The organism is Pseudomonas sp. ZT5P21, assembly GCF_054897785.1.
Genome location: NZ_CM142705.1, coordinates 4333221 through 4355664 on the forward strand (window position 1 = coordinate 4333221; position 22444 = coordinate 4355664).

15 protein-coding genes are annotated in these 22444 nt (G+C 60.0%); 6 read left to right on the top strand and 9 right to left on the bottom strand.

The window, feature by feature from the left end; genetic code table 11:
* Positions 1-279 precede the first annotated feature (279 nt).
* Positions 280-1596, top strand: coding sequence for a putative porin (locus ACYZT9_RS20090; protein ID WP_462007086.1), 1317 nt, complete (start codon positions 280-282; stop codon positions 1594-1596).
* A 227-nt stretch (positions 1597-1823) separates the two neighbouring features.
* Here the strand turns inward: ACYZT9_RS20090 and ACYZT9_RS20095 are convergent, their stop codons facing one another.
* From ACYZT9_RS20095 to aceK, 3 genes are all read right to left on the bottom strand, one after another.
* On the bottom strand, positions 1824-2945 hold the full coding sequence (locus ACYZT9_RS20095; RefSeq protein WP_462007087.1) for a beta-ketoacyl-ACP synthase III: 1122 nt from the start codon (positions 2943-2945) through the stop codon (positions 1824-1826).
* A 349-nt stretch (positions 2946-3294) separates the two neighbouring features.
* Entirely contained in the window at positions 3295-7206 is a 3912-nt protein-coding gene (gene hrpA / locus ACYZT9_RS20100; protein ID WP_462007088.1) for an ATP-dependent RNA helicase HrpA, read from the bottom strand.
* 188 nt (positions 7207-7394) lie between these two features.
* Positions 7395-9113, bottom strand: a complete 1719-nt coding sequence (gene aceK, locus ACYZT9_RS20105) for a bifunctional isocitrate dehydrogenase kinase/phosphatase (RefSeq protein ID WP_462007089.1) — start codon at positions 9111-9113, stop codon at positions 7395-7397.
* Positions 9114-9242: 129 nt separating this feature from the next.
* Here aceK and ACYZT9_RS20110 point away from each other — a divergent pair, with 129 nt between their 5' ends.
* Positions 9243-10151, top strand: a complete 909-nt coding sequence (locus tag ACYZT9_RS20110) for a DMT family transporter (RefSeq protein WP_462007090.1) — start codon at positions 9243-9245, stop codon at positions 10149-10151.
* Positions 10152-10283: 132 nt separating this feature from the next.
* Here ACYZT9_RS20110 and ACYZT9_RS20115 read toward each other — a convergent pair whose 3' ends face one another.
* From ACYZT9_RS20115 to ACYZT9_RS20140, 6 genes are all read right to left on the bottom strand, one after another.
* A complete protein-coding gene (locus tag ACYZT9_RS20115) occupies positions 10284-11864 on the bottom strand; it encodes an aldehyde dehydrogenase (NADP(+)) (RefSeq protein ID WP_462007091.1) in 1581 nt (526 codons plus the stop codon).
* Between the two features lie 42 nt (positions 11865-11906).
* The gene (araD1, locus tag ACYZT9_RS20120; protein ID WP_462007092.1) at positions 11907-12902 is read right to left on the bottom strand and encodes an AraD1 family protein; all 996 of its coding nucleotides are present in this window, start codon (positions 12900-12902) and stop codon (positions 11907-11909) included.
* 31 nt (positions 12903-12933) lie between these two features.
* Positions 12934-14109: an L-rhamnonate dehydratase gene (locus ACYZT9_RS20125; protein WP_462007093.1), complete on the bottom strand. Its 1176-nt coding sequence runs from the start codon at positions 14107-14109 to the stop codon at positions 12934-12936.
* Positions 14110-14426: 317 nt separating this feature from the next.
* Complete coding sequence (locus ACYZT9_RS20130) at positions 14427-15431, bottom strand: 4-hydroxythreonine-4-phosphate dehydrogenase PdxA (protein ID WP_462007094.1); 1005 nt, start codon at positions 15429-15431, stop codon at positions 14427-14429.
* On the bottom strand, positions 15428-16384 hold the full coding sequence (locus tag ACYZT9_RS20135) for an amidohydrolase family protein (RefSeq protein ID WP_462007095.1): 957 nt from the start codon (positions 16382-16384) through the stop codon (positions 15428-15430). Before ACYZT9_RS20135 ends, ACYZT9_RS20130 begins: the two co-directional genes overlap by 4 nt.
* Positions 16377-17717 (bottom strand): MFS transporter, encoded by a 1341-nt coding sequence (locus ACYZT9_RS20140; protein ID WP_462007096.1) that lies wholly within the window; start codon positions 17715-17717, stop codon positions 16377-16379. Before ACYZT9_RS20140 ends, ACYZT9_RS20135 begins: the two co-directional genes overlap by 8 nt.
* Before the next feature lie 466 nt (positions 17718-18183).
* Between ACYZT9_RS20140 and ACYZT9_RS20145 the strand changes: the two genes are divergently transcribed.
* From ACYZT9_RS20145 to ACYZT9_RS20160, 4 genes are all read left to right on the top strand, one after another.
* The gene (locus tag ACYZT9_RS20145) at positions 18184-19200 is read left to right on the top strand and encodes a tripartite tricarboxylate transporter substrate binding protein (RefSeq protein ID WP_462007097.1); all 1017 of its coding nucleotides are present in this window, start codon (positions 18184-18186) and stop codon (positions 19198-19200) included.
* 52 nt (positions 19201-19252) lie between these two features.
* Positions 19253-19786: a tripartite tricarboxylate transporter TctB family protein gene (locus ACYZT9_RS20150; protein WP_462007098.1), complete on the top strand. Its 534-nt coding sequence runs from the start codon at positions 19253-19255 to the stop codon at positions 19784-19786.
* Positions 19783-21312 carry a tripartite tricarboxylate transporter permease gene (locus ACYZT9_RS20155; RefSeq protein WP_462007099.1) on the top strand — a complete coding sequence of 510 codons (1530 nt, stop codon included), beginning with the start codon at positions 19783-19785 and terminating at the stop codon, positions 21310-21312. Before ACYZT9_RS20150 ends, ACYZT9_RS20155 begins: the two co-directional genes overlap by 4 nt.
* 69 nt (positions 21313-21381) lie before the next feature.
* Positions 21382-22335, top strand: coding sequence for a LysR family transcriptional regulator (locus ACYZT9_RS20160; RefSeq protein WP_462007100.1), 954 nt, complete (start codon positions 21382-21384; stop codon positions 22333-22335).
* Positions 22336-22444 lie beyond the last annotated feature (109 nt).

Consider the following 22444-nt stretch of genomic DNA (forward strand, 5'->3'; position numbering starts at 1 on the left):
CATCTCTCCACTTCGCGGCGTACAGCCTTGCGAGTATCGCTTATCGACGCCTGTTCCACACCCGGCGATCGGCGGACAGGCCTGCGGATTAAAAGTTCACCGAAACGCCTTTCGTCATCGATACGCCATCACATTGCCACCGCTTTGTCATAAACGATCGCGATACTGACGCCAGTTTTTAGAGCGTCGGGTTCTAGCCCGGCCACTGTTTTCCGTCCTTCAACGGTCGGTTGTGCCCCGGATGGCTCAGTCATCCTCTCTCATTCTTCGGAGATTGATATGCGTCTTGCTTCCACGAAAACTGCGGCGGCCCTGTGTGGCGGTTTGCTGCTGGCCATGAGTGTTCCGGCCAGCGCCGCAGTCGACGCCAAACTGCTCGACATGCTCAAGGCTAACGGTTCGATCAACGCTGCGCAGTACAACGAACTGCAAGCCGAACTGGCCCGGGATCAGAAAGACCAGCAAATTGCCCGTCAGGCTCAGCAAGAGACCAACGAGCAGATCGCAGCGACAGCGAAGAAAACCAATGAGCTGAGCACCTTCGACCAGAAACTGGCGTGGGCTGCCAAGACCCAGTTCAAGGGCGACGTTCGTTTCCGTCAGGAAACGGTCAAGAACGACGGTGTTCCGAACACCGGCGACCAGGATCGTCAACGTATTCGTGTCCGCCTGGGTGCCTACACTGCAATCAACCCGCAAGTGGACACCGGCATTCGTATCGCCACCGGCAGCGACAACGATCCTCGCTCCACCAACCAGAGTCTGGATAACAACTTCACCAAGAAGGATATCTGGCTGGACCAGGGTTACGTCGACTACCACCCTGACGCCATCAAGAATCTGCACTTGATCGGCGGCAAGATGCCGCAACCATGGGTGAGCATGGGCGACATCATCTGGGATAGCGACATCAGCCCGGAAGGTCTGGCACTGACTTACAAATACCCGCTGGGCGGCAGCACCGAGCTGTTCGGTAGCGCCGGCCACTTCACCCTCAAGGACAACGTCGACGGCGAAGGCAAGCAGTTCCGTCACGACCTGCGTCTGTACTCCGGCCAGCTGGGTGCGCGCTTCGCGATCACCGACAACTTGAAAATGACGCTGGGCGGCAGTCTCTACGCTTACGACAACGACAACGACATCAGCAATACCTGCGCTGCGAACACCTGCCGACTGGCCATTAACGGCAACACGGCGAACGAACAGTTCAAACTGTACGAAGGCTTTGGTCAGATCGACATCGGCGGCCTGCCAATGCCGCTGTCGCTTTACGGTCAAGTCGTCAACAACGACGATGCCAGCAACGATCAGGACATGGGCTGGTTGGCCGGTGTCAAGACCAACGTCTTCGGCTTCGGCGTGGACTACAACTATCGCGACGTACAGCGTAACGCGGTGGTCGGCGCCTTCACCGACTCCGACTTCGCCAACGGTTTCACCGGTTCGCGCGGCAGCAAGCTGAAAGTAAGCTACGAGATCGACAAGAACTTCGCCCTCGGCGCGACGTACTTCCTGGCTGAATCCGACTACACCAACGCTAACTTGCGGGATTCGAAGATCAATACCCTGCAACTGGATGCTGAAGCCAAGTTCTGATTTACCGCTCTACGGCTCGGGCAAGGAAGCCCGAACTGCTTTTACAAACTCGCGTTGCTGTATCGGTCCCCATCATCCGTCCGATACAGCAACGCGAGTTTTTTGTTGTTGCTGATCCCCTGTAGGAGCGAGCTTGCTCGCGATGAACTCAAGAACGCCACGGGGTGTCAGGTTTCCAGCGTTATCGTTAACGACCATCGCGAGCAAGCTCGCTCCTACAGTTGAACTCAGCGCTTGCGCAGAATCACGCTACCAATCGAATAACCGGCGCCAAACGAGCTGAGCACGGCCAGCGAACCGGCGGGCAAGTCATCCTGATGTTTGTGAAACGCAATCACCGAACCGGCTGAGCTGGTGTTGGCGTAGGTGTCTAGAATCACCGGTGCTTCCTGTTCAGTGGCTTCGCGGCCCAACAGTTTCTTCACGATCAGATGATTCATGCTGAGGTTGGCCTGGTGCAGCCAGAAGCGCTTCACGTCGCCGACGTTGAGCTGATTTTCTTCAAGGTGCGTAGCGACCAGCTCGGCCACCATCGGGCACACATCGCGGAACACCTTGCGGCCTTCCTGCACGAACAGTTTGTCCTTGGCACCGACGCCCTCTTCCGCCGCGCGGTTGAGGAAACCAAAGTTATTGCGGATGTTGTTGGAGAACTTGGTCAACAGCTTGGTACTGACTACGTCGAATTGATACTCGGACGTCGCAAGGTCAGCGCGCTCGATGATCACCGCAGTGGCCGCATCGCCGAAGATGAAGTGACTGTCGCGGTCGCGGAAGTTCAGGTGACCGGTGCAGACTTCCGGGTTGACCATCAGGATCGCCCGGGCCTGGCCCAGTTGCACGCTGTTGGTGGCCGCCTGAATGCCGAAGGTCGCCGAGGAGCAGGCCACGTTCATGTCGTAACCGAAACCCTGGATGCCCAGCGCTTCCTGAACTTCGATGGCGATGGCCGGGTAGGCGCGTTGCAGGTTGGAGCAGGCGACGATCACGCCGTCGATGTCGGCGGCGGTTTTGCCGGCGCGCTGCAAGGCTTGCTCGGCTGCGCCGATGGCCATCTGGCAAAGCACCGACCACTCGTCATTCGAGCGTTCCGGCAGGCGTGGCGCCATGCGTTGCGGGTCGAGAATGCCGTCCTTGTCCATGACAAAGCGGCTTTTGATGCCGGAGGCTTTTTCGATAAACGCGGCGCTGGATTCGGTCAATGCCTCGACTTCGCCACGGGCAATGGCCTCGGCGTTGTCGGCGTTGAATAACCCGACGTAAGCATTGAAAGACTGCACCAGCTCTTCGTTGGAAATGCTGTTGGCCGGGGTGTACAGGCCGGTGCCGCTGATGACGACATTATGCATGGTCGTTTCTCTAATCTGTTCAGACAGAAAGCGTTGGCACCGACGTACCAACACATAAAAGGTCTATTCCCATCCGGGGGACGCAAACCTGGCATCGCTGTATTCCAATTTGCCCGAACTTCAAAGGCTCAAAACCGCTGGGCCAGCGTTTATAGGCGCGAAGTTTGCCATAAACGTTGGGGTTTGGCGCCTTTTGCGACAGCAACACCGCCACCTGTGGGAGCGGGCTTGCCCGCGAAAGCGGAATGCCAGTCAACATAGATATTGGAGCTGACGGCCCTTTCGCGGGCAAGCCCGCTCCCACAGGGTTACCAGGCGTTATCGGGACCGTGTTTTACACCAAAGGAGTTCAAGGCTCTACTTGGCTCCATTGTTTGTTCAGACGCTTATCAGATATCGGCACTTTGGTCCCCAACTGTTGGGCGAACAGCGAAACCCGGTATTCCTCCAGCCACCAGCGGTACAACTCAAGCTGCGGGTCGCGCTTGCCTTCCTGGGCGTGTTTGCTGGCGCGGGTCTGGTATTGGGTCCAGAGGCCGGACAACTCTCCGCTCCACACCCGATCCTTCTGCACCTGAGCGCCGAGTTTCTCGAACCGCTGTTCGATGGCTTTCAGGTAACGCGGCAGTTCCTTGAGCCACTGCATCGGTGTTTCGCGGACAAAACCCGGGTACACCAGATGACTGAGCTGCTGCTTGATGTCATTCAGGGCCACGGCCTGCGCCAGATCGATCTTGCCCTTGAAGCGTTTTTGCAGGCCGTGCCAGAGCTTGAGAATTTCCAGGGTCAGCTTCGCCAGTCGCTCGGCGTGCTCGGTCCAAGCGCCACGTTTGCGCTCGGCCAACGCCGCCAGTCCGGCGCCATCACGCGGCAACGGGTCTTCACCGTCGAGAACGCAGCTGTCGAGACTGGCCAGCAGAATGTCTTCCACCAGGCTGTCGACGCGCCCCATGTCGCGGTACATCAGGCCCAGTTCGGTCAGCCCCGGCAACTTGCCACGCAGGAACTTCGCCGGCTCCGCCAGTTGTTGCATCAGCAAGCGTTGCAAGGCGCGGCGATGCTGGAACTCGGCTTCGGCCGGCGTGGAAAAACGCCCTTCTTTGACCGTGCCGGCCTCTTCCACCAACGCCGGATACACCGTCATCGACAGTCCGGCAATCTTCTGTTGAGTCTTTTCCGCTACCGCCGCGAAGGCTTTCGCCTCCACCGGTTGCTGACTTTTTGCGGTCTGCGGCACCGCCAAAGCGGCCTGACTCGCTTCAGCGAATCGAGCCGTCAGCTCCGCCAGATCACGTCCTTCGCCAAGGAACTTGCCCTGGCCGTCGACGATTTCCAGGTTCATGCGCAAATGGCTTTCAACCTGCTGCGCCGCTTCGGCCCAGGCTTCATCACTGACGCGGGCACCGGTCATGCGCAGCAACTCGCGGCCCAACGCTTGAGGTAGCGAACCCTCGGCGAACGTCATGCGCTGCAATGCGGCTTTGATAAAGTCCGGCACCGGTACAAAATTCTTGCGCAAGGCCTTGGGCAGGTTGCGAACCAACGCGATGCACTTGGCCTCGATCACGCCCGGCACGAGCCATTCCAGACGCTCCGGCGGCAGCATCGGCAATAACGGTGCCGGCACGCGCAGGGTCACGCCATCGCGCGGATGGTTCGGTTCGAAGTGGTAACTGAGCGCCAGCTCCAGATCGCCGATGTGCAAGGTGTCCGGGTAATGCAGCGCGGTGACTTCACTGGCCTCGCGGGCCAACACGTCTTCTTCGCGCATGATCAATAACTGCGGATCTTTCTGGCTGTTGACCCGGTACCAGCTGTCGAAGGTCGCGGTCTGGTGAATCTCCGCCGGCAATCGCGCATCGTAGAAGGCGAACAGGGTTTCTTCGTCGGCCAGAATATCGCGGCGACGGGCCTTGGCTTCCAGTTCGTCGAGCTGGTCCAGCAGGTGCTGATTGGCCGTCAGGCACTTGGCTTTGGATTGAATCTCGCCGCGCACCAGGCCTTCGCGAATGAACAATTCACGGGACACCACCGGATCCACCGGCCCGTAATGCACCGGCCGGCGACCGACCACGATCAGCCCGAACAAGGTGATCTGCTCGAACGCCACGACCTGACCGCGCTTCTTCTCCCAGTGGGGTTCGAAGTGGTTTTTCTTGATCAGGTGCCCGGCCAGCGGCTCGATCCAGTCGGCGTCGATCTTGGCGACCATCCGTGCGTAGAGCTTGGTGGTTTCCACCAGCTCGGCGGTCATCAGCCACTGCGGGCGTTTCTTGCCAAGGCCCGACGACGGGTGAATCCAGAACCGCCGCTGACGGGCGCCGAGGTAATCGCCGTCTTCGGTTTTCTGCCCGATCTGACTGAGCAATCCGGACAGCACGGCTTTATGCAGTTTCGGATAATCCGCCGGCTCTTTGTTGAGGCTCAGCTGCATGTCGCGGCAAATCAGGCTCAGCTGACGGTGCGAGTCGCGCCACTCGCGCAGGCGCAAGTAGTTGAGGAAATTCTTGCGGCACCAGTTGCGCAGCGGACTGGCCGTCAACGCCTGGCGTTGCTCTTCGAAACCACGCCACAGATTGACCAGCCCGGCGAAGTCCGAGTCCACGTCTTTCCATTGCGCGTGGGCCTGATCCGCCGCTTGTTGACGCTCCGGCGGCCGTTCGCGCGGGTCTTGAATCGACATGGCGCTGGCGACGATCAGCACTTCCTGCAAGCTGCCGAGTTTCGCCGCTTCCAGCAGCATGCGACCCATGCGCGGGTCCACCGGCAAACGCGCCAGGTTGCGCCCCAGCGGCGTCAACTGGCTGTTGCGGTCCACCGCCGAGAGTTCTTGCAGCAGGTTGAAACCGTCGCTGATGGCCTTGCCATCCGGCGGCTCGATAAACGGGAAATCGGTGATCTCGCCGAGGCGCAGGTGCAGCATCTGCAGGATCACAGCGGCCAGGTTGGTGCGCAGGATTTCCGGGTCGGTAAACTCCGGGCGACCGCTGAAGTCTTCCTCGCCATAGAGGCGGATGCAAATGCCCGGCTCGACTCGCCCGCAACGACCTTTACGCTGGTTGGCGCTGGCTTGGGAAATCGCTTCGATGGGCAGGCGTTGGACCTTGGCGCGGTAGCTGTAACGGCTGATGCGCGCGGTGCCGCTGTCGATCACGTAACGGATGCCCGGTACGGTCAGCGAGGTTTCCGCGACGTTGGTCGCCAGCACCACGCGACGCCCCGGGTGCGACTGGAAAATCCGCTGCTGTTCGGCGGGCGAAAGCCGCGCGTACAACGGCAGGATTTCGGTGTGTTTGAGTTGTGCCTTGCGCAGCATGTCGGCGGCGTCGCGAATCTCGCGCTCACCGGGCAAGAACACCAGCACATCGCCGGGGCTCTTGCGCTCGCTGCGTTCGAACGCGGCGATTTCGTCGAGGGTCGCGAGGATCGCCTGGTCCACGGTCAGGTCATCTTCGACGCGGTTGCCCTCCTCATCCTGTTCCAGGGTCAGCGGGCGATACCAGGTTTCCACCGGGAAGGTGCGGCCGGAGACCTCGACGATCGGCGCATCGTCGAAATGCTTGGAGAAGCGCTCCAGGTCGATGGTCGCGGAGGTGATGATGACTTTCAGGTCCGGGCGACGTGGCAGCAGGGTCTTCAGGTAACCGAGCAGGAAGTCGATGTTCAGGCTGCGCTCGTGGGCTTCGTCGACGATGATCGTGTCGTAGCGTTCGAGGTAACGGTCGTTCTGGGTTTCCGCCAGCAGGATGCCGTCGGTCATCAGTTTGATCAGCGTATTGGAATCGCTCTGATCCTCAAACCGCACCTGATAGCCGACCAACGCTCCCAACGGCGTCGCCAGTTCTTCGGCAACCCGGCTCGCCACGCTGCGTGCCGCAATTCGACGGGGCTGGGTGTGGCCGATCAGGCCATGTTGGCCGCGACCGATTTCCAGGCAGATCTTCGGCAGCTGGGTAGTTTTACCCGAGCCGGTTTCGCCGGCGATGATCAGCACCTGATGCTTGAGCAGCGCTTCCTTGATTTCGTCGCGCTTGGCGGCGATTGGCAGGCTGTCGTCGTAACGAATCACCGGCAGGCTGGCACGTCGCGCCAGCACCTGATCACAGGACGCCTGCATGCGCGTCACCCACTGGGCCAGCTTGGCTTCGTCGGGTTGCTTGCGCAGCTCAAGCAACTGCCGCCGCAGCCGGTGGCGGTCGGCGAGCATGGCGTGATCGAGGTTTTTCAGCAGTTTGTCGATTGAAGGCGATTCGTCAGTCATCAGGTACGCAATAAGTCGTCTAGTGGCGCAGGGGGCGGATTGTCGCAGATTTAACGGACGAGCGAGATCCTCTGTAGGAGCGAGCTTGCTCGCGATGGTCGTAACGATAACGCTGGAAACCTGGCACCCCGTGGCGTTCTTGAGTTCATCGCGAGCAAGCTCGCTCCTACAGGGGATGCGTACGGGGGTTATTCGTTATCCAGGCCTTTGCGGCGATACGGGAACACGTCGATCACTTTGCCGGCGCGAATGGCTTCCTGCAGGCTTTTCCAGTAATCGGCGTTGTACAACTCGCCGTGCAACTGATCGAACAAGCGTCGCTGCCCGGAATCGGCGAACAGGAACGGGGGAAACTCCTCGGGAAACACATCCAGAGGTCCGATCGAATACCACGGTTCGGATGCCATCTCGTCTTCCGGGGTGCGCGGCTGCGGGATGTGGCGGAAGTTGGCTTCGGTCAGGAAGCAGATCTCGTCGTAGTCATAGAACACCACGCGACCGTGACGGGTAACGCCGAAGTTTTTCAGCAGCATGTCACCGGGAAAAATATTCGCCGCCGCCAGTTGCTTGATCGCCAGCCCGTAGTCTTCCAGCGCCTCGCGCACCTGCGCCTCGTTGGCGTTTTCCAGGTACAGGTTCAACGGCGTCATCCGCCGCTCGGTCCAGCAGTGGCGGATCAGCACGGTGTCGCCCTCCACCGACACCGTGGACGCGGCCACCTCCAGCAATTCTTCCAGGCACGCCGGTTCGAACTTGCTCAACGGGAAACGGAAATCGGCGAACTCCTGGGTGTCGGCCATGCGCCCGACGCGGTCGACGCTTTTTACCAACCGATACTTTTCGATCACCGTCGCGCGGTCGACGTTTTTCGACGGCGAGAACCGGTCCTTGATGATTTTGAACACAGTATTGAAACCCGGCAGGGTGAACACGCTCATCACCATGCCGCGCACGCCGGGGGCCATGATGAACTGGTCATCGGTGTTGGCCAGGTGGTTGATCAGCGCCCGGTAGAACTCGGACTTGCCGTGCTTGTAGAAACCGATCGAGGTGTACAGCTCGGCGATGTGCTTGCCCGGCAGAATCCGCCGCAGGAAACCGATGAATTCCGCTGGCACCGGCACGTCAACCATGAAGTACGAACGGGTGAACGAGAAGATGATCGACACATCGGCTTCATCGGTGATCAACGCATCGATCTGAATCCCACGCCCTTCACGGTGGAGTAGCGGAATCACCAGCGGCCATTGTTCGTCCCGGGTGTAAATGCGCCCGACCAGGTACGCGCCCTTGTTGCGATAGAGCACCGAGGAAAACAGCTCGACGCTCAGTTCCGGATCCTTGCACACCCAGTCCGGCAGGTTTTCGCGCAGTTGCGTTTCGAGACGGTGTAGATCGCCCGACAGATCGGCGTAATCCTCGCTGAAGCGGTAATCGGCAAAAATGCTCGCCAACATGCCGGACAACTGCCCCTGAGGTTTGTAGGTGCGGGTCTGTGCGGCGCGTGCCCGGCGCAGGCTCGGTCGGGTGGTGTGGATGAACATGCAGCCGTCGCTGATCAGGTCATGGCTGAACAGCCCGCAGAAGATCGAGTTGTACCAGGTCTCGGAGAGTTCATCGTCGAAGCGCAGGTCAATCAACGTGATGTAGGCGCTTTTGACCAGTGGCCAGCAACTGACATCCAGCGTGTCGGAGTCGAAAGCGATGTGCAGCCGAGCCACCGTTTCGCTGACTTTTTCTTCGTAGAGGTTGATCCGCGCCGCCGAGGCGACTTGCGCCTCTTGCCACTGGGCCTGCTCGAAACGGCCCCGGGCGCCATCGGTGATCTGACGGAAGTGCTCGCGGTAATCGTCAAAGCCATCGAGGATCATTCGGGCGATGTCGGCGGCTGGCCATTGCTGCGGCATAGGTAAAACCTCGGCGGCTGATACTTATTATTGGGCCTGAGCTTAGTGTTCCTTTATGACGCAACGCAACCATTGCCTTGCGACCTGACTGGCGCGACACTTGCGCGCCAATCAAGGAAGGAAAGCGCTGTGAACCCCGTCGATATCTTGCGTATGTTGTCGCTTGCCGCCATTTGGGGCGCGAGCTTTCTGTTCATGCGCATCATCGCCCCAGTGATTGGCACAATCCCCACAGCTTTTTTTCGGGTGTCGATAGCCGCAGTCGGGTTGCTGGTGATTATCGGGCTGATGCGCATCAGCTGGGATTTTAAAGGCAAACTGAAAACCGTAATGCTGCTCGGGGTGATCAACTCCGGGATTCCCGCGACCCTTTATTCCGTGGCGGCCCAGGTGCTGCCGGCCGGTTATTCGGCAATCTTCAACGCCACCACGCCATTGATGGGCGTGTTGATCGGCGGCCTGTTCTTCAGTGAACGACTGACTGCCGCCAAGCTCGGCGGGGTGTTCCTCGGTCTGTTCGGGGTTGGCATTCTGACCCGTGCCGGCCCGGTGGCGTTCGACCTGCAATTGTTGATGGGCGCCCTCGCCTGCCTGCTCGCCACCACCTGTTATGGCTTCGCCGGGTTCCTCGCCCGTCGCTGGCTTGATCAGGCCGGTGGTCTTGACAGCCGTCTTTCGGCACTGGGCAGCATGCTCGGGGCGACCTTGTTTTTGCTGCCGCTGTTCGGCTACAGCGTGATCAGCCAGCCACCGGCGAGTTGGGGCGGTTGGAACGTGTGGCTATCGTTGTTGGGCTTGGGCCTGGGGTGCACGGCGTTTGCGTACATTATCTACTTCCGTTTACTAACCTCGGTCGGGCCGGTGAAATCGATGACCGTGACCTTCATGATTCCGCCGTTCGGGGTGCTTTGGGGAGCGTTGTTGCTGGATGAGCCGTTGTCGATGGCGCATGTCTATGGCGGGGTGTTGATTGCAGCGGCGTTGTGGTTGGTGTTGAAGCCTGCGGTGGTGAAATCGGCTGGATTGGCTGCCAAATAGCTTGCGGTGTTAATAATGACGCCTTCGCGAGCAGGCTCGCTCTTACATTGGATCTTCTGTGAACACACTATTTGTGAACACAAAAAGACAAATGTGGGAGCGAGCCTGCTCGCGAAAGCGATTGCTCAAACACTACAAAGCTGACTGACTCCCTTCTCCATCCACCAACCGCCGAATCCCCAACGGATTAGCGTTCTGCAATGCCTCGGGCAACAACGCATCCGGATAATTCTGGAAGCACACCGGCCGCAGGAATCGATCAATCGCCAGTGTCCCCACCGACGTCCCCCGCGAATCGGACGTCGCCGGGTACGGCCCGCCATGCACCATCGCCTCACAGACCTCGACCCCGGTCGGATAACCATTGAGCAGAATCCGCCCGACCTTTTCCTGCAACAGCTCCGCCAGCCAGCGGTATTCCAGCAGCTCTTCGGCCTCGCCAATCAGCGTTGCCGTCAGTTGCCCGCGCAAACCGTTCAGCGCTGCCGCGAGTTGTGTCTGGTCTTCAACTTCAATGACGATGGTGGTTGGCCCGAACACCTCTTCCTGAAGCAGTTCATCACCCTTGAGCAACAAGCTGACATCCGCCTTGAACACTTGAGGCTGCGCTTGATTGCCTTGCTGCGGCTTACCCGCCAGGTGCGTCAGCCCCGGGTGTTCGTGCAACTCGCCCAGGCCTTTGCTGTAGCTGATCAGCGCCCCGGAGTTGAGCATGGTTTGCGCCGGTTGCTGGTTCATGCTCGCGCAAAAGGTCTGCAGAAACGCGCTGAACTGCGGCGAACGCAAACCGATGACCAGACCCGGATTGGTGCAGAACTGACCGCAGCCCAACGTCACTGAACCCGCCAGTTGTGCCGCTATCTGCTCACCACGCACCGCCAGCGCCTCAGGCAACAGGAACACCGGGTTGATGCTCGACATCTCGGCAAACACCGGAATCGGCTGCGGCCGGGTCGCGGCCATTTGGCTCAGGGCGTTTCCGCCCTTGAGCGAACCGGTAAAACCCACCGCCTGAATCGCCGGGTGCTTGACCAGCCATTCCCCGACGCCGCCGCCATAAATCATGTTGAACACACCGGCCGGCATGCGGGTGCGCTCGGCGGCACGGAGGATTGCGTTCGCCACCCACTCGGCTGTCGCCATATGGCCGCTGTGCGCCTTGAACACCACTGGGCAACCGGCGGCCAATGCCGAGGCGGTATCGCCACCTGCCGTGGAAAATGCCAGCGGAAAGTTACTGGCGCCGAACACCGCAACCGGGCCGATGGCAATGCGGTACTGACGCAGATCCGGACGCGGCAACGGCTGGCGATCCGGCAGCGCCCGATCGATCCGCGCCCCGTAGAAATCACCCCGCCGCAGGACCTTGGCAAACAGGCGCATCTGGCCGCTGGTGCGCCCTCGTTCGCCTTGAATGCGCCCTGCCGGCAACGCGGTTTCGCGGCACACCGTGGCGACGAAATCATCGCCCAGCGCATCAATTTCATCGGCGATGGCGTCGAGGAAGGTCGCGCGTTTTTCCGCGCTCAGGTTGCGGTAGATAGGGTACGCCGTGGCAGCGGCTTTGGCCGCTACATCCACTTCGGCTTCAGTCGCCTGGAAGAAACTGCCGGGCAACGGTTCACCCGTGGTCGCATCGAGACTGTGCAACTGCAAGGTACCGTTGGCGCTGCGGCGACCGCCGATGTAGTTGTGTCCAGTAAGCGTGGTCATGCGTGATTCCTTGACCGGCCGACAGCGCCGGTGGTTGAAGGCTTAAAGCGCGCGAATCTGGCCGATGGCCAACGGCTGTGCGCTTTCGCCGATGCCGTTTTCCAAGGGTGCGCCAAACTCATCGAGGCTGATCTGGAAGCGATCCCCCGGCTGGGTTTTCACCCCGTCGGCAAACGACAGCGTGGCGGTGCCGAAGTAATGCACGTGGACATCGCCGGGACGCAAAAACTGCGCGTATTTGAAATGATGGAATTCGAGATTGGCTAGGCTGTGGCACATGTTGTCCTCGCCGCTAAGAAACTCCTTTTCCCAGAGGGTTTCGCCGTTGCGGATGATGCGGCTGGTACCGGCCAGATGCGAGGGCATTTCACCGACACGCAGTTCCGGACCGTAGGCGCAGAAACGCAGTTTCGAATGGGCGAGGTACAGGTAATTGCGCCGCTCCATCACATGATCGGAGAACTCGTTGCCCAAGGCATAACCGACGCGATACGGCAGGCCATCGTCGCCGATCACGTAGAGGCCGGTCAGCTCCGGTTCTTCACCGGTGTCTTCGGCAAACGGCGGCACCGGGAAGTCGGCACCGGGACGCACGACGATGCTGCCGTCCCCCTTGTAGAACCATTCCGGTTGCGCGCCGACTTGGCCGACTGCGGGTTTTCCGCCCTCCAGGCCCCACTTGAAAATGCGCATGGTGTCGGTCATTCCGGCTTCGACTGCACCGTCCTGCTGGTGCATCTTGTCCCGAGCCGAGGCGCTGCCCAGATGGGTCAGGCCCGTGCCGCTGATCAGGCAATGGGCCGGGTCTTCGTGGTCCAGCGGCGGCAGGACTTTACCTTGTTGCAGCAGTTGCGCGTAATCCGGACCAGGCTCGGTGCCGCGCCGGGCGACTTCGTCTTGCAGGCTGTGTCGGGCGCGGATTGCCGCGAGTGCCAGTTCTCGGGTGCTGCGGGTGCCTTTCAGCACCTGGACCTGTGAGCCTTCGACGACGCCGACCTGGCGCTCACCGGCAGAGTTTTCAAATTGAATCAGGCGCATGACGGCCCTCCAGAAAGTCGGGTATTTGGGGTCACTCGATGATGTTGAAGTCGCTCAGGTATTCATCGGAGATTTCCAGACCCAGGCCTGGCTTGTCGTCGTCAAGCTGGATGTAGCCGTTGACCGGTTGCGGCTCGCCCTTGAACACGTAGTAGAAGAGTTCGTTGCCGACCTCGACGTCGAACACCGGGAAGAACTCGGCCATCGGCGAAGCAGTGGTGGACATGGTCAGGTGGTAGTTGTGCATCTGCCCGGCGTGCGGAATGACCGGCACCGACCAGGCTTCGGCCATGGCGTTGATCTTGCGTGCTGCGGTAATGCCGCCGACGCGATTGGTGTCGTACTGGATCACGTCGACGGCGCGGCGTTCGAGCAGGTCTTTGAAGCCGTAGGAGGTGAACTCGTGCTCGCCGCCGGAGATCGGCATGATGCCCATTTTTTTCAGCTCAATGTAGCCTTCGATGTCGTCGGCGATCACCGGTTCTTCAAGCCAGCGTGGTTCGAACTCGGCCAGTTTCGGCAACATGCGCCGGGCGTATTCGAGGGTCCAGCCCATGTAGCACTCGAGCATGATGTCGATGTCCGGGCCAGCCAGTTCACGCAGGGCGCGCACCTGTTCGATGTTCTTGCGCATGCCGGCCGGGCCGTCTTTCGGGCCATAGCCAAAGCGCATTTTCAGCGCGGTGAAGCCCTGGTTCAGATAGCCCTGGGCTTCTTCGAGAAACAGATCGAGGTTGTCGTTGGCGTAGAGTTTGGAGGCGTAGGTCCAGATCTTTTCCTTGGTACGGCCACCGAGCAGTTTGAACACCGGTTTGTTGACCGCTTTGCCCATGATGTCCCAGATGGCGATGTCGATCGCCGAGATCGCCGCCATGCCGATGCCTTTGCGGCCCCAGGCGTGGCTCTGGCGGTACATCTTCTGCCAGATGTATTCGTTGTCGAACGGGTCTTCACCGATGGCGATCGGCGCCAGGTAGGTGTCGATGATTTCCTTGGCCACACGCGGTGCCAAGGCGCAGTTACCGATGCCGACAAGACCGGTGTCGGTCTCGACTTCCACCACCAGCCAACCGTGGAAACGGAACGAGCCCATGGCGTCACCGCGCTCGAACAGAATGTCGCTGGCGTTGGTGCAGAAGTGCGCTTGAGGAGGAACGACTTTGCCTTTCCACTCGAAAACGCGGGTACGGATTGCTTTGATTTTCATGAATACGGATCCTTGCGCTGCCGGCTTCTTGTAGTTGTTTGAGTCGTGTGCACAGAGCCGCATGAATAGCGGCTTCCAGGCATTCGATGGGGCGACTTTAGCCAGTGCCCTGGGCGGCGGATAATCACTTATGCACATCCATCGATAACCTGAGGTGATCGCTGCTGCGAGTTATCAGCTAGATCGGGTTATCAGCCTTCCAACAAAGCAAATGTGGGAGCGAGCCTGCTCGCGATGGCAATCTGGCAGGCACCTTCGAAGTGACTGACAGATTGCTTTCGCGAGCAGGCTCGCTCCCATAGGGGTATTGCGTTGTGTCAGTAGGTATTGATGCCCATTCGGCAGGCGATTTCGAATGCCTGGCGGATCGCGCCGGCGTTCGCTTTGCCTTGGCCCGAGATATCAAACGCGGTGCCGTGGGCCGGCGTGGTAATTGGAATCGGCAAACCGCCCTGCACCGTCACCCCACGGGAGAAGCCCATCAACTTGATCGCGATCTGCCCCTGGTCGTGGTACATCGTCACCACGGCGTCGAAGGCGCTGGCATCGCCCTGAACCTTGAGGAAAATCGTGTCGCCCGGGTACGGGCCTTCCGCCGCAATTCCCAATGCCTGCGCCGTGCGAACCGCCGGGCCGATGATGTCCAGTTCTTCGCGACCGAACGAGCCGTTGTCGCCGTTGTGCGGATTCAAACCGCACACGCCGATACGCGGTTTTTCCAGGCCGTTGCGCTTGAGTGCGGTGTCGATCAACTGGATCGCTTCCACCACCCGCGCCTGAGTCAGCATGCCCGGCACTTCGGCCAGCGCCACATGGGACGTCACCCGCGACGTCCACAGATTGTCGAGCACATTGAATTCGCAGAACGGCCCGTGGAAATCCAGCAGCTCGGCAAACCAGTGCAACTCATCGTTGTGGGCCATGCCGGCCATGTGCAGCGAAGTCTTGTTCAGCGGCCCGAACAAGATCGCATCGGTGGTGCCGGCTTCGGTCAGGCGCAAGGCTTTTTCCAGCGTATCGAGGCTGTAGCGCCCGCCGACAACGCTGGCTTCACTACGGGGAAACTCACCGACGGTGTCGCCACGAAAGTCATAGAACAGCGGCGTGTCATCGACAAACGCCAGCTGCTCCAGCGACTCCACGCGACGGTAAGGAAACTCCGTACCGGCGATGCGCATGCCGCGACGCATTTCCGCTTCGTCGGCGATCAGGATCACGTTGGCCTGGCGACGGACTTCGGGCTCGCCGAGCAGGCGTGCGATCAGTTCCGGGCCGATGCCCGCCGGGTCGCCCAGGACCATGGCGATGGTTGTCTTGTTCATGCTTCACTCCTCAAGGGTTCGGGCCATGTACGGTCAATGGCGCAAGGCTCGCAGCGATAAACCCGCTGCGCATTGCTGTAAAACAGGCGCTCCTGATCCGCCCGTGGCAGGTCAGCAACAATGGATTTGAAACCGCTGTAGATGTCGTCGAACGAGCCGCAGAGGCTGTCCACGGGAAAATTGCTGGCGAACATCACCCGATCAATGCCGAACATGGCGATCACTTCGCGCACGATCCATGCATTGTCCTTGGCACGCCAGGCTCGCCCTGCCACTCCCAGACCGGAAACCTTCACCTGCACGTTCGGCCACTCGGCCAGCCGCGCCATTGCCAGACGCCAGCCTGCCAGGCCTTCGGCACTGCGGTCATTGGGCAAACCGGCGTGATTGAGAATCAGCGTGGTGCCGGGAAAGTCCCTGGCCAGCCGTTCAGCTTCGTACAGGTTCCACCAGGGTGTCTGCAAATCGAAATGCAGCCCCAGCCCTTGCAACGCGGCGTAACTGCGGCGCCAGTGTTCGTCGCTCATCAGGCTGCGCACATGGCCAACCTGCGCGGGCGATGTCGCTCCCCCGGGTTTGTGGCGCACGCTGCGCACGCACTTGAAACTGGCTTGCTCGCGGAGCACCGCAAGGGCGTCCGGGTGATCGAGCCAGGCTTGCGCGACGATCGCATTCGGCACGCCATAACGGGCGGCCAGTTGCTCAATGAAACGGGTTTCGCCGATGGGATCTTGCGGGTCCCATTCGGTCTCGATGTACACCGTTTGCACGACGTTATGCGGACCGGCATCGGCGAAATAATCGTCGGGAAAATAACGTCGCTTGATCGCACTGTAATCACCGTAGCGAAACGCAATGTTGGCTTCGGGCGCCAGCCACGGATGGTGATTGATCGTCGGATCCCAGAAGTGATGATGGGCGTCAATGATGGGGCCGTCATACAGCTTAGTCATGCCGCACCTCGTCGAGGCTGATGAACAATGTGGCGAAAACGAACACCGCCGAACACGCTGCGAAGAATCCCAGCACCGGCGCGAAACCACCGGCCATTTGCAGAATCACCCCGACCAGAATCGGCACCGCAATCCCGCCCATGCTGCCGGCCATGTTCATGACGCCACCGATCAAGCCGACGCGTGCCGGCGCCGCCAGCAACGCCGGGAAGCTCCAGTAGAGGCTGCCCCACATCAGGAAAAACGCGGTCATGGCCAGCAACGCCACGGCCGCAAATGGATTGCTCAGGGTCGGCAGAAACAGAAATGCGCCCAGGGCTACCAGACCGGAAAATGCCAGCAAGCTCTTGACCGCCACACCGCGACTGACGCCTTTGCGGATCAGCCCGTCGCAGAGGAAACCACCGGTCAACGAACCCAGCGCGCCGCAGACGAAAATCACGAACGTCGCCGCGCCAATGCCTTTGATATCGAAGCCGCGGGCCTGTGCCAGATAACTCGGGCCCCAGGTCAGTAACCCGAAATACACCATCGCCCAACTGGCCCGACCGATCAGCAAACCACTCAGCGAACGGGCGGCAATGCCCAAGCCTTTGACTGGCGCACGTGCCGCTTCGGCAGCAGGCGTCGCACGGCCGGCGTTGATCTTTTCCAGTTCTTCGGCATTCACCTGCGGGTGAGTGGCCGGGTCATCGCGCAGATAACGCCGTGCCAGCCAGGCCAGCACTAGCGTCGCGATACCGGCGACCACAAACGCCAGGCGCCATGAATCCAGCGAAGCTATCAGATAGGCAATGATTAACCCGCCAAGCGCCACGCCCAGCGGACTGCCACTGTCCATCAGCACGGCGCCGCGACTGCGCTCGCTCGGCGCCAGCCACAGGGAAATCAGCTTGCCGCCGGACGGAAACAACGGCGCCTCGGCGGCACCGAGTGCAACTCGGGCGAACAGCAACGACAACCCGCCAGTGGCGAACGCTGCCAGCACCTGAAACGTGCCCCACAACCCAGTGGACCAACTGATCACGCGATGCGGCCCGAAACGATCGATCAACCAGCCACCAGGAATTTGCAGCAATGCATAGGCCCAGAAGAAGCTGCTGAGGATCAGGCCTTGCATGCTCGGCGACAGGGAAAATTCGTGGGCGATGGTCGGCATGGCGATGGACAACGACACCCGATCGATCAGGTTGACCATGGTCAGCGCGAAGACGATCGCGAAGATCCGCCAACGTACGCTGCTGGCCTTGGTCGTACCGGTCAGCGCCGTGGTCGCAGACTTTGGTTGAACATCTGCGCCCGGCAAATGCAGGGATGCACTGGGACGAGCCATGGTGCGTACCTCTTTATTATTTTTGTGTGGGCCAACATTCTGTAGAAGCGAACTTGCACGCGATGGTCGTTAACGATAACGCTTGTTTTCTGACTAAACGCGGCGCTCTTGAATCCCTAGCGAGCAAGCCCGCTCCTACAGATGGCGTTAATGAGCACTATCGAAGGGTCAGTGATAACCGTCTAATCAAAACTTGAAATACGGTGATAGCCCAAGGTTATGGCAGGTTCTGCTTTCAAGGGGCTTTCACGTGTCTGGCAAAACAAACTTTTTACTGGAACCGCTCTGGCGTAGAGCTTTTAGCGATAGTGGCGTTAATGCCCCTTACGACGTATAACCCCAGGCTATCGGTGTATGTATTGTTTTGACTAGACGCGACGCCTGCGGCTTCCCACACTCAGGCCAGGCTTGCAGCTTTACCGCTCCGACAAGTCACTCATAACAACTACAAAAACGAGGCTCTTCCATGCGAAATGCATTCGTCCGTCGCACATCCCGGCTGTTTCTAGGCTGCACGCTGGCCGCCGCCGGCGCCCTTCCCGCACTCGCTCACGCCGCCTGGCAACCGGACAAGAACGTCGAAATCGTCGTCGCAGGCGGTCCTGGTGGCGGCACCGATCAACTCGGCCGACTGATCCAGTCGATCATCACCACCCACAAATTTCTCGACGTGAACACCATCGTCCTCAACAAGGGCGGCGGCAATGGCGCCGAAGCGTTCCTCGACCTGAAAATGAACAAGGGCGATCCGGAAAAACTGGTGATCGGCACCAACAACATCTACCTGCTGCCGCTAGTGTCCAAGCTCGGCTATCAATGGCAGGAACTGACCCCGGTCGCCGCCGTGGCTGAAGATGACTTCATTCTGTGGAGCTACAAAGACGCGCCGTGGAAAGATGCCAAAGGCTTTTATGAAGCGGCCAAGGCCGACCCGGCAAAAATGCGCATGGGCGGCAGCCAGTCGAAGGATGTCGACCAGACCCTGACTCTGCTGCTGAACCAGACCAACAACAGCAAACTGGTGTACATCCCGTTCAAAAGCGGCAGCGAAGCCGCGACCCAACTGGCAGGCAAACACATTGCCGCCAACGTCAACAACCCCAGCGAAAGCATCAGCCAATGGCGCGGTGATCAGGTCCAACCGCTCTGCGTATTCAGTAAGGAGCGCATGAGCCACACCGAAAAAGTCGCTGGCGATAAATCCTGGGCCGATGTGCCGACCTGCCACGAACAGGGCCTGGGCATTGATCAGTACCGCTTCCCGCGTACCGTGTTCATGCCCGGTGAAGTCACCGCCGAACAGCGGGCGTTCTATGTCGAGCTGATGCGCAAAGTCACCGAGACTCCCGAGTTCAAGGCCTACGTCAAACAGAACGCGCTGGTGCCAACCTTTCTCGAAGGTGAGCCGCTGACCGCGTACATTGAAAAAGACACCGCCCGCGTCACCCCGGTGTTCAAAGAAGCCGGCTGGCTGAAAAACTGAGTTGCCGACGGCCGTCCACCTGCGCACGGCCGTCACCTCTGGAGGTGTCTTCATGTCCCACTCTTCGGATTCACCGGCGCTGGTCGGTACCCGCTGGGTCGAACTCGGCCTGGCTGTCTTCACCGCGCTGATCGGCGTGGTGGTGATGTTCGGCAGTGTCGAACAAGGTATCGGCTGGGGCGATTCCGGCCCCGAGCCGGGTTACTTCCCCTTCTATATCGGCCTGATGCTCAGTGCTGCGAGCGTGGCCAACGGCGTATGGACGCTGGTGCGCTGGCATGCCCTGGGGATTCCATTCGTCAGCCGCAGCGCATTCAAACAAGTACTGTCGGTGTTCATCCCGATAGTGCTGTTCGTTGGCGCCATGCCGTTCACCGGCATCTACGTGGCGTCGGCCTGTTTCATTGCCTGGTTCATGTGGCGTGACAAGGTCCGCGCCAAGCCTTACGGCAAGTTGATGATCGGCAGCGTATCCCTCGGCGCGGTGCTGGCCAGCTACCTGATTTTTGCGCTGTGGTTCAAGGTCCCGCTGGATGCCGGCCCGATAGGCGACTGGGTTGCCCTGGCCGGGAGACATTTCAAATGAGCGAATTCGATTCCCTGATGCAAGGCATGAACCTGATCATGACCCCGGGCCACATTGGCCTGATGGTGATCGGCGTGCTGCTGGGCATTCTAGTCGGCGTACTGCCCGGCCTCGGCGCCCCCAATGGCGTGGCGCTGCTGCTGCCACTGACGTTCACTATGTCGCCGGTGTCGGCGATCATCCTGCTGTCGTGCATGTATTGGGGCGCGCTGTTTGGTGGTTCGATCACCTCGATCCTGTTCAACATTCCCGGTGAACCCTCATCGGTGGCGACCACGTTCGACGGCTACCCGATGGCCCGCGAAGGTCGCGCCGCGGAAGCGTTGACCGCCGCGTTCAGTTCGGCATTGATCGGCGCATTGGCCGGTGTGTTGCTGCTGACCTTCCTGTCGACAAAGATCGCCGCGTTCGCTATGTCATTCAGCTCGCCGGAATTCTTCGCGGTGTACCTGTTGGCGTTCTGCACCTTCATCGGCATGAGCAAAAATCCGCCGCTGAAAACCGTGGTGGCGATGATGATCGGTTTCGCCATGGCGGCGGTCGGCATGGACACCGTGTCCGGCAACCTGCGCCTGACGTTCGACCAGCCGACCTTGATGACCGGCATCAGTTTCGAAGTCGCGGTAATCGGTCTGTTCGGTATCGGCGAAATCCTCTGCACGGTCGAAGAAGGCCTGGTGTTCCGTGGCGAACATGCGCGCATCACGCCGATGGTGATCTTGCGCACCTGGGCCAAGTTGCCGCGTTACTGGTGGACGATTGTGCGCAGCACCCTGGTCGGTTGCTGGATGGGTATCACGCCCGGCGGCCCGACAGCGGCCTCGTTCATGAGCTACAGCCTGGCGCGGCGCTTTTCGAAAAACCGCGAAAACTTCGGCAAGGGTGAACTTGAAGGCGTGATCGCCCCGGAAACCGCCGACCACGCCGCCGGCACCAGTGCCCTGCTGCCGATGCTGACCCTCGGAATTCCCGGTTCAGCGACGGCGGCGGTGATGCTCGGTGGCTTGATGATCTGGGGATTGCACCCAGGCCCGACGCTGTTCGTCGAGCAGCATGATTTTGTCTGGGGCCTGATTGCGAGCATGTACCTGGGCAACGTGGTGAGCCTGATCGTGGTGTTGGCCACCGTGCCGCTGTTCGCTTCGATCCTGCGCATTCCGTTCTCGATCATTGCGCCGATCATCATCATGGTCTGTGCCATCGGTGCTTACTCAGTGCACAACTCGTTCTTCGATGTGGTACTGATGCTGGGCTTCGGCGCGCTGGGTTATCTGTTCAAGAAACTTGGCTACCCGATTGCGCCGCTGGTGTTGGCCGCAGTTCTAGGTGACAAGGCTGAAGATGCGTTTCGTCAATCGATGCTGTTTTCTGACGGTCATTTGGGGATCTTCTGGTCCAACCCGTTGGTGGGTGGCCTGACCACCGCAGCGCTGCTGATGCTGTTCTGGCCGCTGATTTCCAAGGCGCTGGGCGCCCTGTCGGGCCTGCGCAAGCCACCTGTCGCCAAAACCAAATCGGTGCTGTGACACAGCAATGCTGGCAACGCCTGACATTTGTTGTCAGGCTTGCCGCCGTCTTTTTTGCGAGTCGAGCCCATGACCCGAACGCCTGATGTCCGAATTCCAGAAGCCAACGTGATCCACAGTCGACTGCGTCTGCGCCAATTGCGCTTGATGCTGGCGTTGCAGGAGTTCGGCTCGTTGCGCCGCGCCGCCGACCACATCGGCATGACCCAACCGGCAGCGACCAAGATGCTGCACGAGGCCGAGGACCTGCTCGGCGTCGAGCTCTTTGAACGCCTGCCTCGCGGCATGCGCTCCACCCCATTCGGGGAAACCGTCATTTACTACGCGCGCATGGTGTTTGCTGAACTCAGCGGTATGCGTGAAGAACTCGTCGCCCTTGAATCGGGCAACCTGGGGCGTGTCGCGGTCGGTGCGATTCCGGCGCTGGCCTCGGGGTTGTTGACTCGCACTATCGCCACCTTGAAACAAAGCCACCCACGGTTGTCGATGAGCATTCAGGTCGATACCAGCGACGTATTGGTTCAGGCACTTTTGCAGGATCAACTCGACATCGTGCTCGGGCGGATTCCGGCCGGTGCGAGGGCCGAAGAACTGCTGTTCGACAGCCTCGGCGAAGAGGCGCTGTGCGTGATTGCCGGTGCGCAAAATCCATTGGCAAAGGAGAAAAACCTGAGCTGGGCGGAACTGCAGAACATGACCTGGGTCCTGCAACAGCAACCGAGCCCGATGCGCGCGATCATCAATCAGGTGTTTCATAATGCGCGAGTCGACATCCCCAGCAGCATCGTTGAAACCACGTCGATCATGACCTTGCTCTCGTTGATTCAGCAGACCGACATGCTGGGCGTCACGCCAGTGTCGGTGGTGGAAGATTATCCAGGGCGTGATTTGCTGGCGGTGCTGCCGATCAAGTTTGAAGCACGGTTGCCGCCGTATGGGTTGATCACCCGGCGTCATCGCATTCAATCGTCGGCGATGCAGGCGTTCATGAATTCGGTACGGGCGGAGCATGCGTTGAAGTAGGAGCGAGCTTGCTCGCGATGGACGTCAACAATTAACGCGTGCTGTCTGAATGAACGCGTTGTCCCGGCGTTTTTCGTCGGAACGCCGCCCGGAGCAAACTCGCGCCTAC

What these genes read in the sequence shown, in the direction of transcription:
- ACYZT9_RS20155 (WP_462007099.1), top strand. Translation starts at nt 19,783, where the DNA reads ATGAGCGAATTCGATTCCCTGATGCAAGGCATGAACCTGATCATGACC.
- ACYZT9_RS20130 (WP_462007094.1), bottom strand. Translation starts at nt 15,431, where the DNA reads ATGAACAAGACAACCATCGCCATGGTCCTGGGCGACCCGGCGGGCATC.
- ACYZT9_RS20145 (WP_462007097.1), top strand. Translation starts at nt 18,184, where the DNA reads ATGCGAAATGCATTCGTCCGTCGCACATCCCGGCTGTTTCTAGGCTGC.
- ACYZT9_RS20095 (WP_462007087.1), bottom strand. Translation starts at nt 2,945, where the DNA reads ATGCATAATGTCGTCATCAGCGGCACCGGCCTGTACACCCCGGCCAAC.
- ACYZT9_RS20125 (WP_462007093.1), bottom strand. Translation starts at nt 14,109, where the DNA reads ATGAAAATCAAAGCAATCCGTACCCGCGTTTTCGAGTGGAAAGGCAAA.
- hrpA (WP_462007088.1), bottom strand. Translation starts at nt 7,206, where the DNA reads ATGACTGACGAATCGCCTTCAATCGACAAACTGCTGAAAAACCTCGAT.
- ACYZT9_RS20135 (WP_462007095.1), bottom strand. Translation starts at nt 16,384, where the DNA reads ATGACTAAGCTGTATGACGGCCCCATCATTGACGCCCATCATCACTTC.
- ACYZT9_RS20150 (WP_462007098.1), top strand. Translation starts at nt 19,253, where the DNA reads ATGTCCCACTCTTCGGATTCACCGGCGCTGGTCGGTACCCGCTGGGTC.
- ACYZT9_RS20140 (WP_462007096.1), bottom strand. Translation starts at nt 17,717, where the DNA reads ATGGCTCGTCCCAGTGCATCCCTGCATTTGCCGGGCGCAGATGTTCAA.
- ACYZT9_RS20090 (WP_462007086.1), top strand. Translation starts at nt 280, where the DNA reads ATGCGTCTTGCTTCCACGAAAACTGCGGCGGCCCTGTGTGGCGGTTTG.
- ACYZT9_RS20115 (WP_462007091.1), bottom strand. Translation starts at nt 11,864, where the DNA reads ATGACCACGCTTACTGGACACAACTACATCGGCGGTCGCCGCAGCGCC.
- aceK (WP_462007089.1), bottom strand. Translation starts at nt 9,113, where the DNA reads ATGCCGCAGCAATGGCCAGCCGCCGACATCGCCCGAATGATCCTCGAT.
- araD1 (WP_462007092.1), bottom strand. Translation starts at nt 12,902, where the DNA reads ATGCGCCTGATTCAATTTGAAAACTCTGCCGGTGAGCGCCAGGTCGGC.
- ACYZT9_RS20160 (WP_462007100.1), top strand. Translation starts at nt 21,382, where the DNA reads ATGACCCGAACGCCTGATGTCCGAATTCCAGAAGCCAACGTGATCCAC.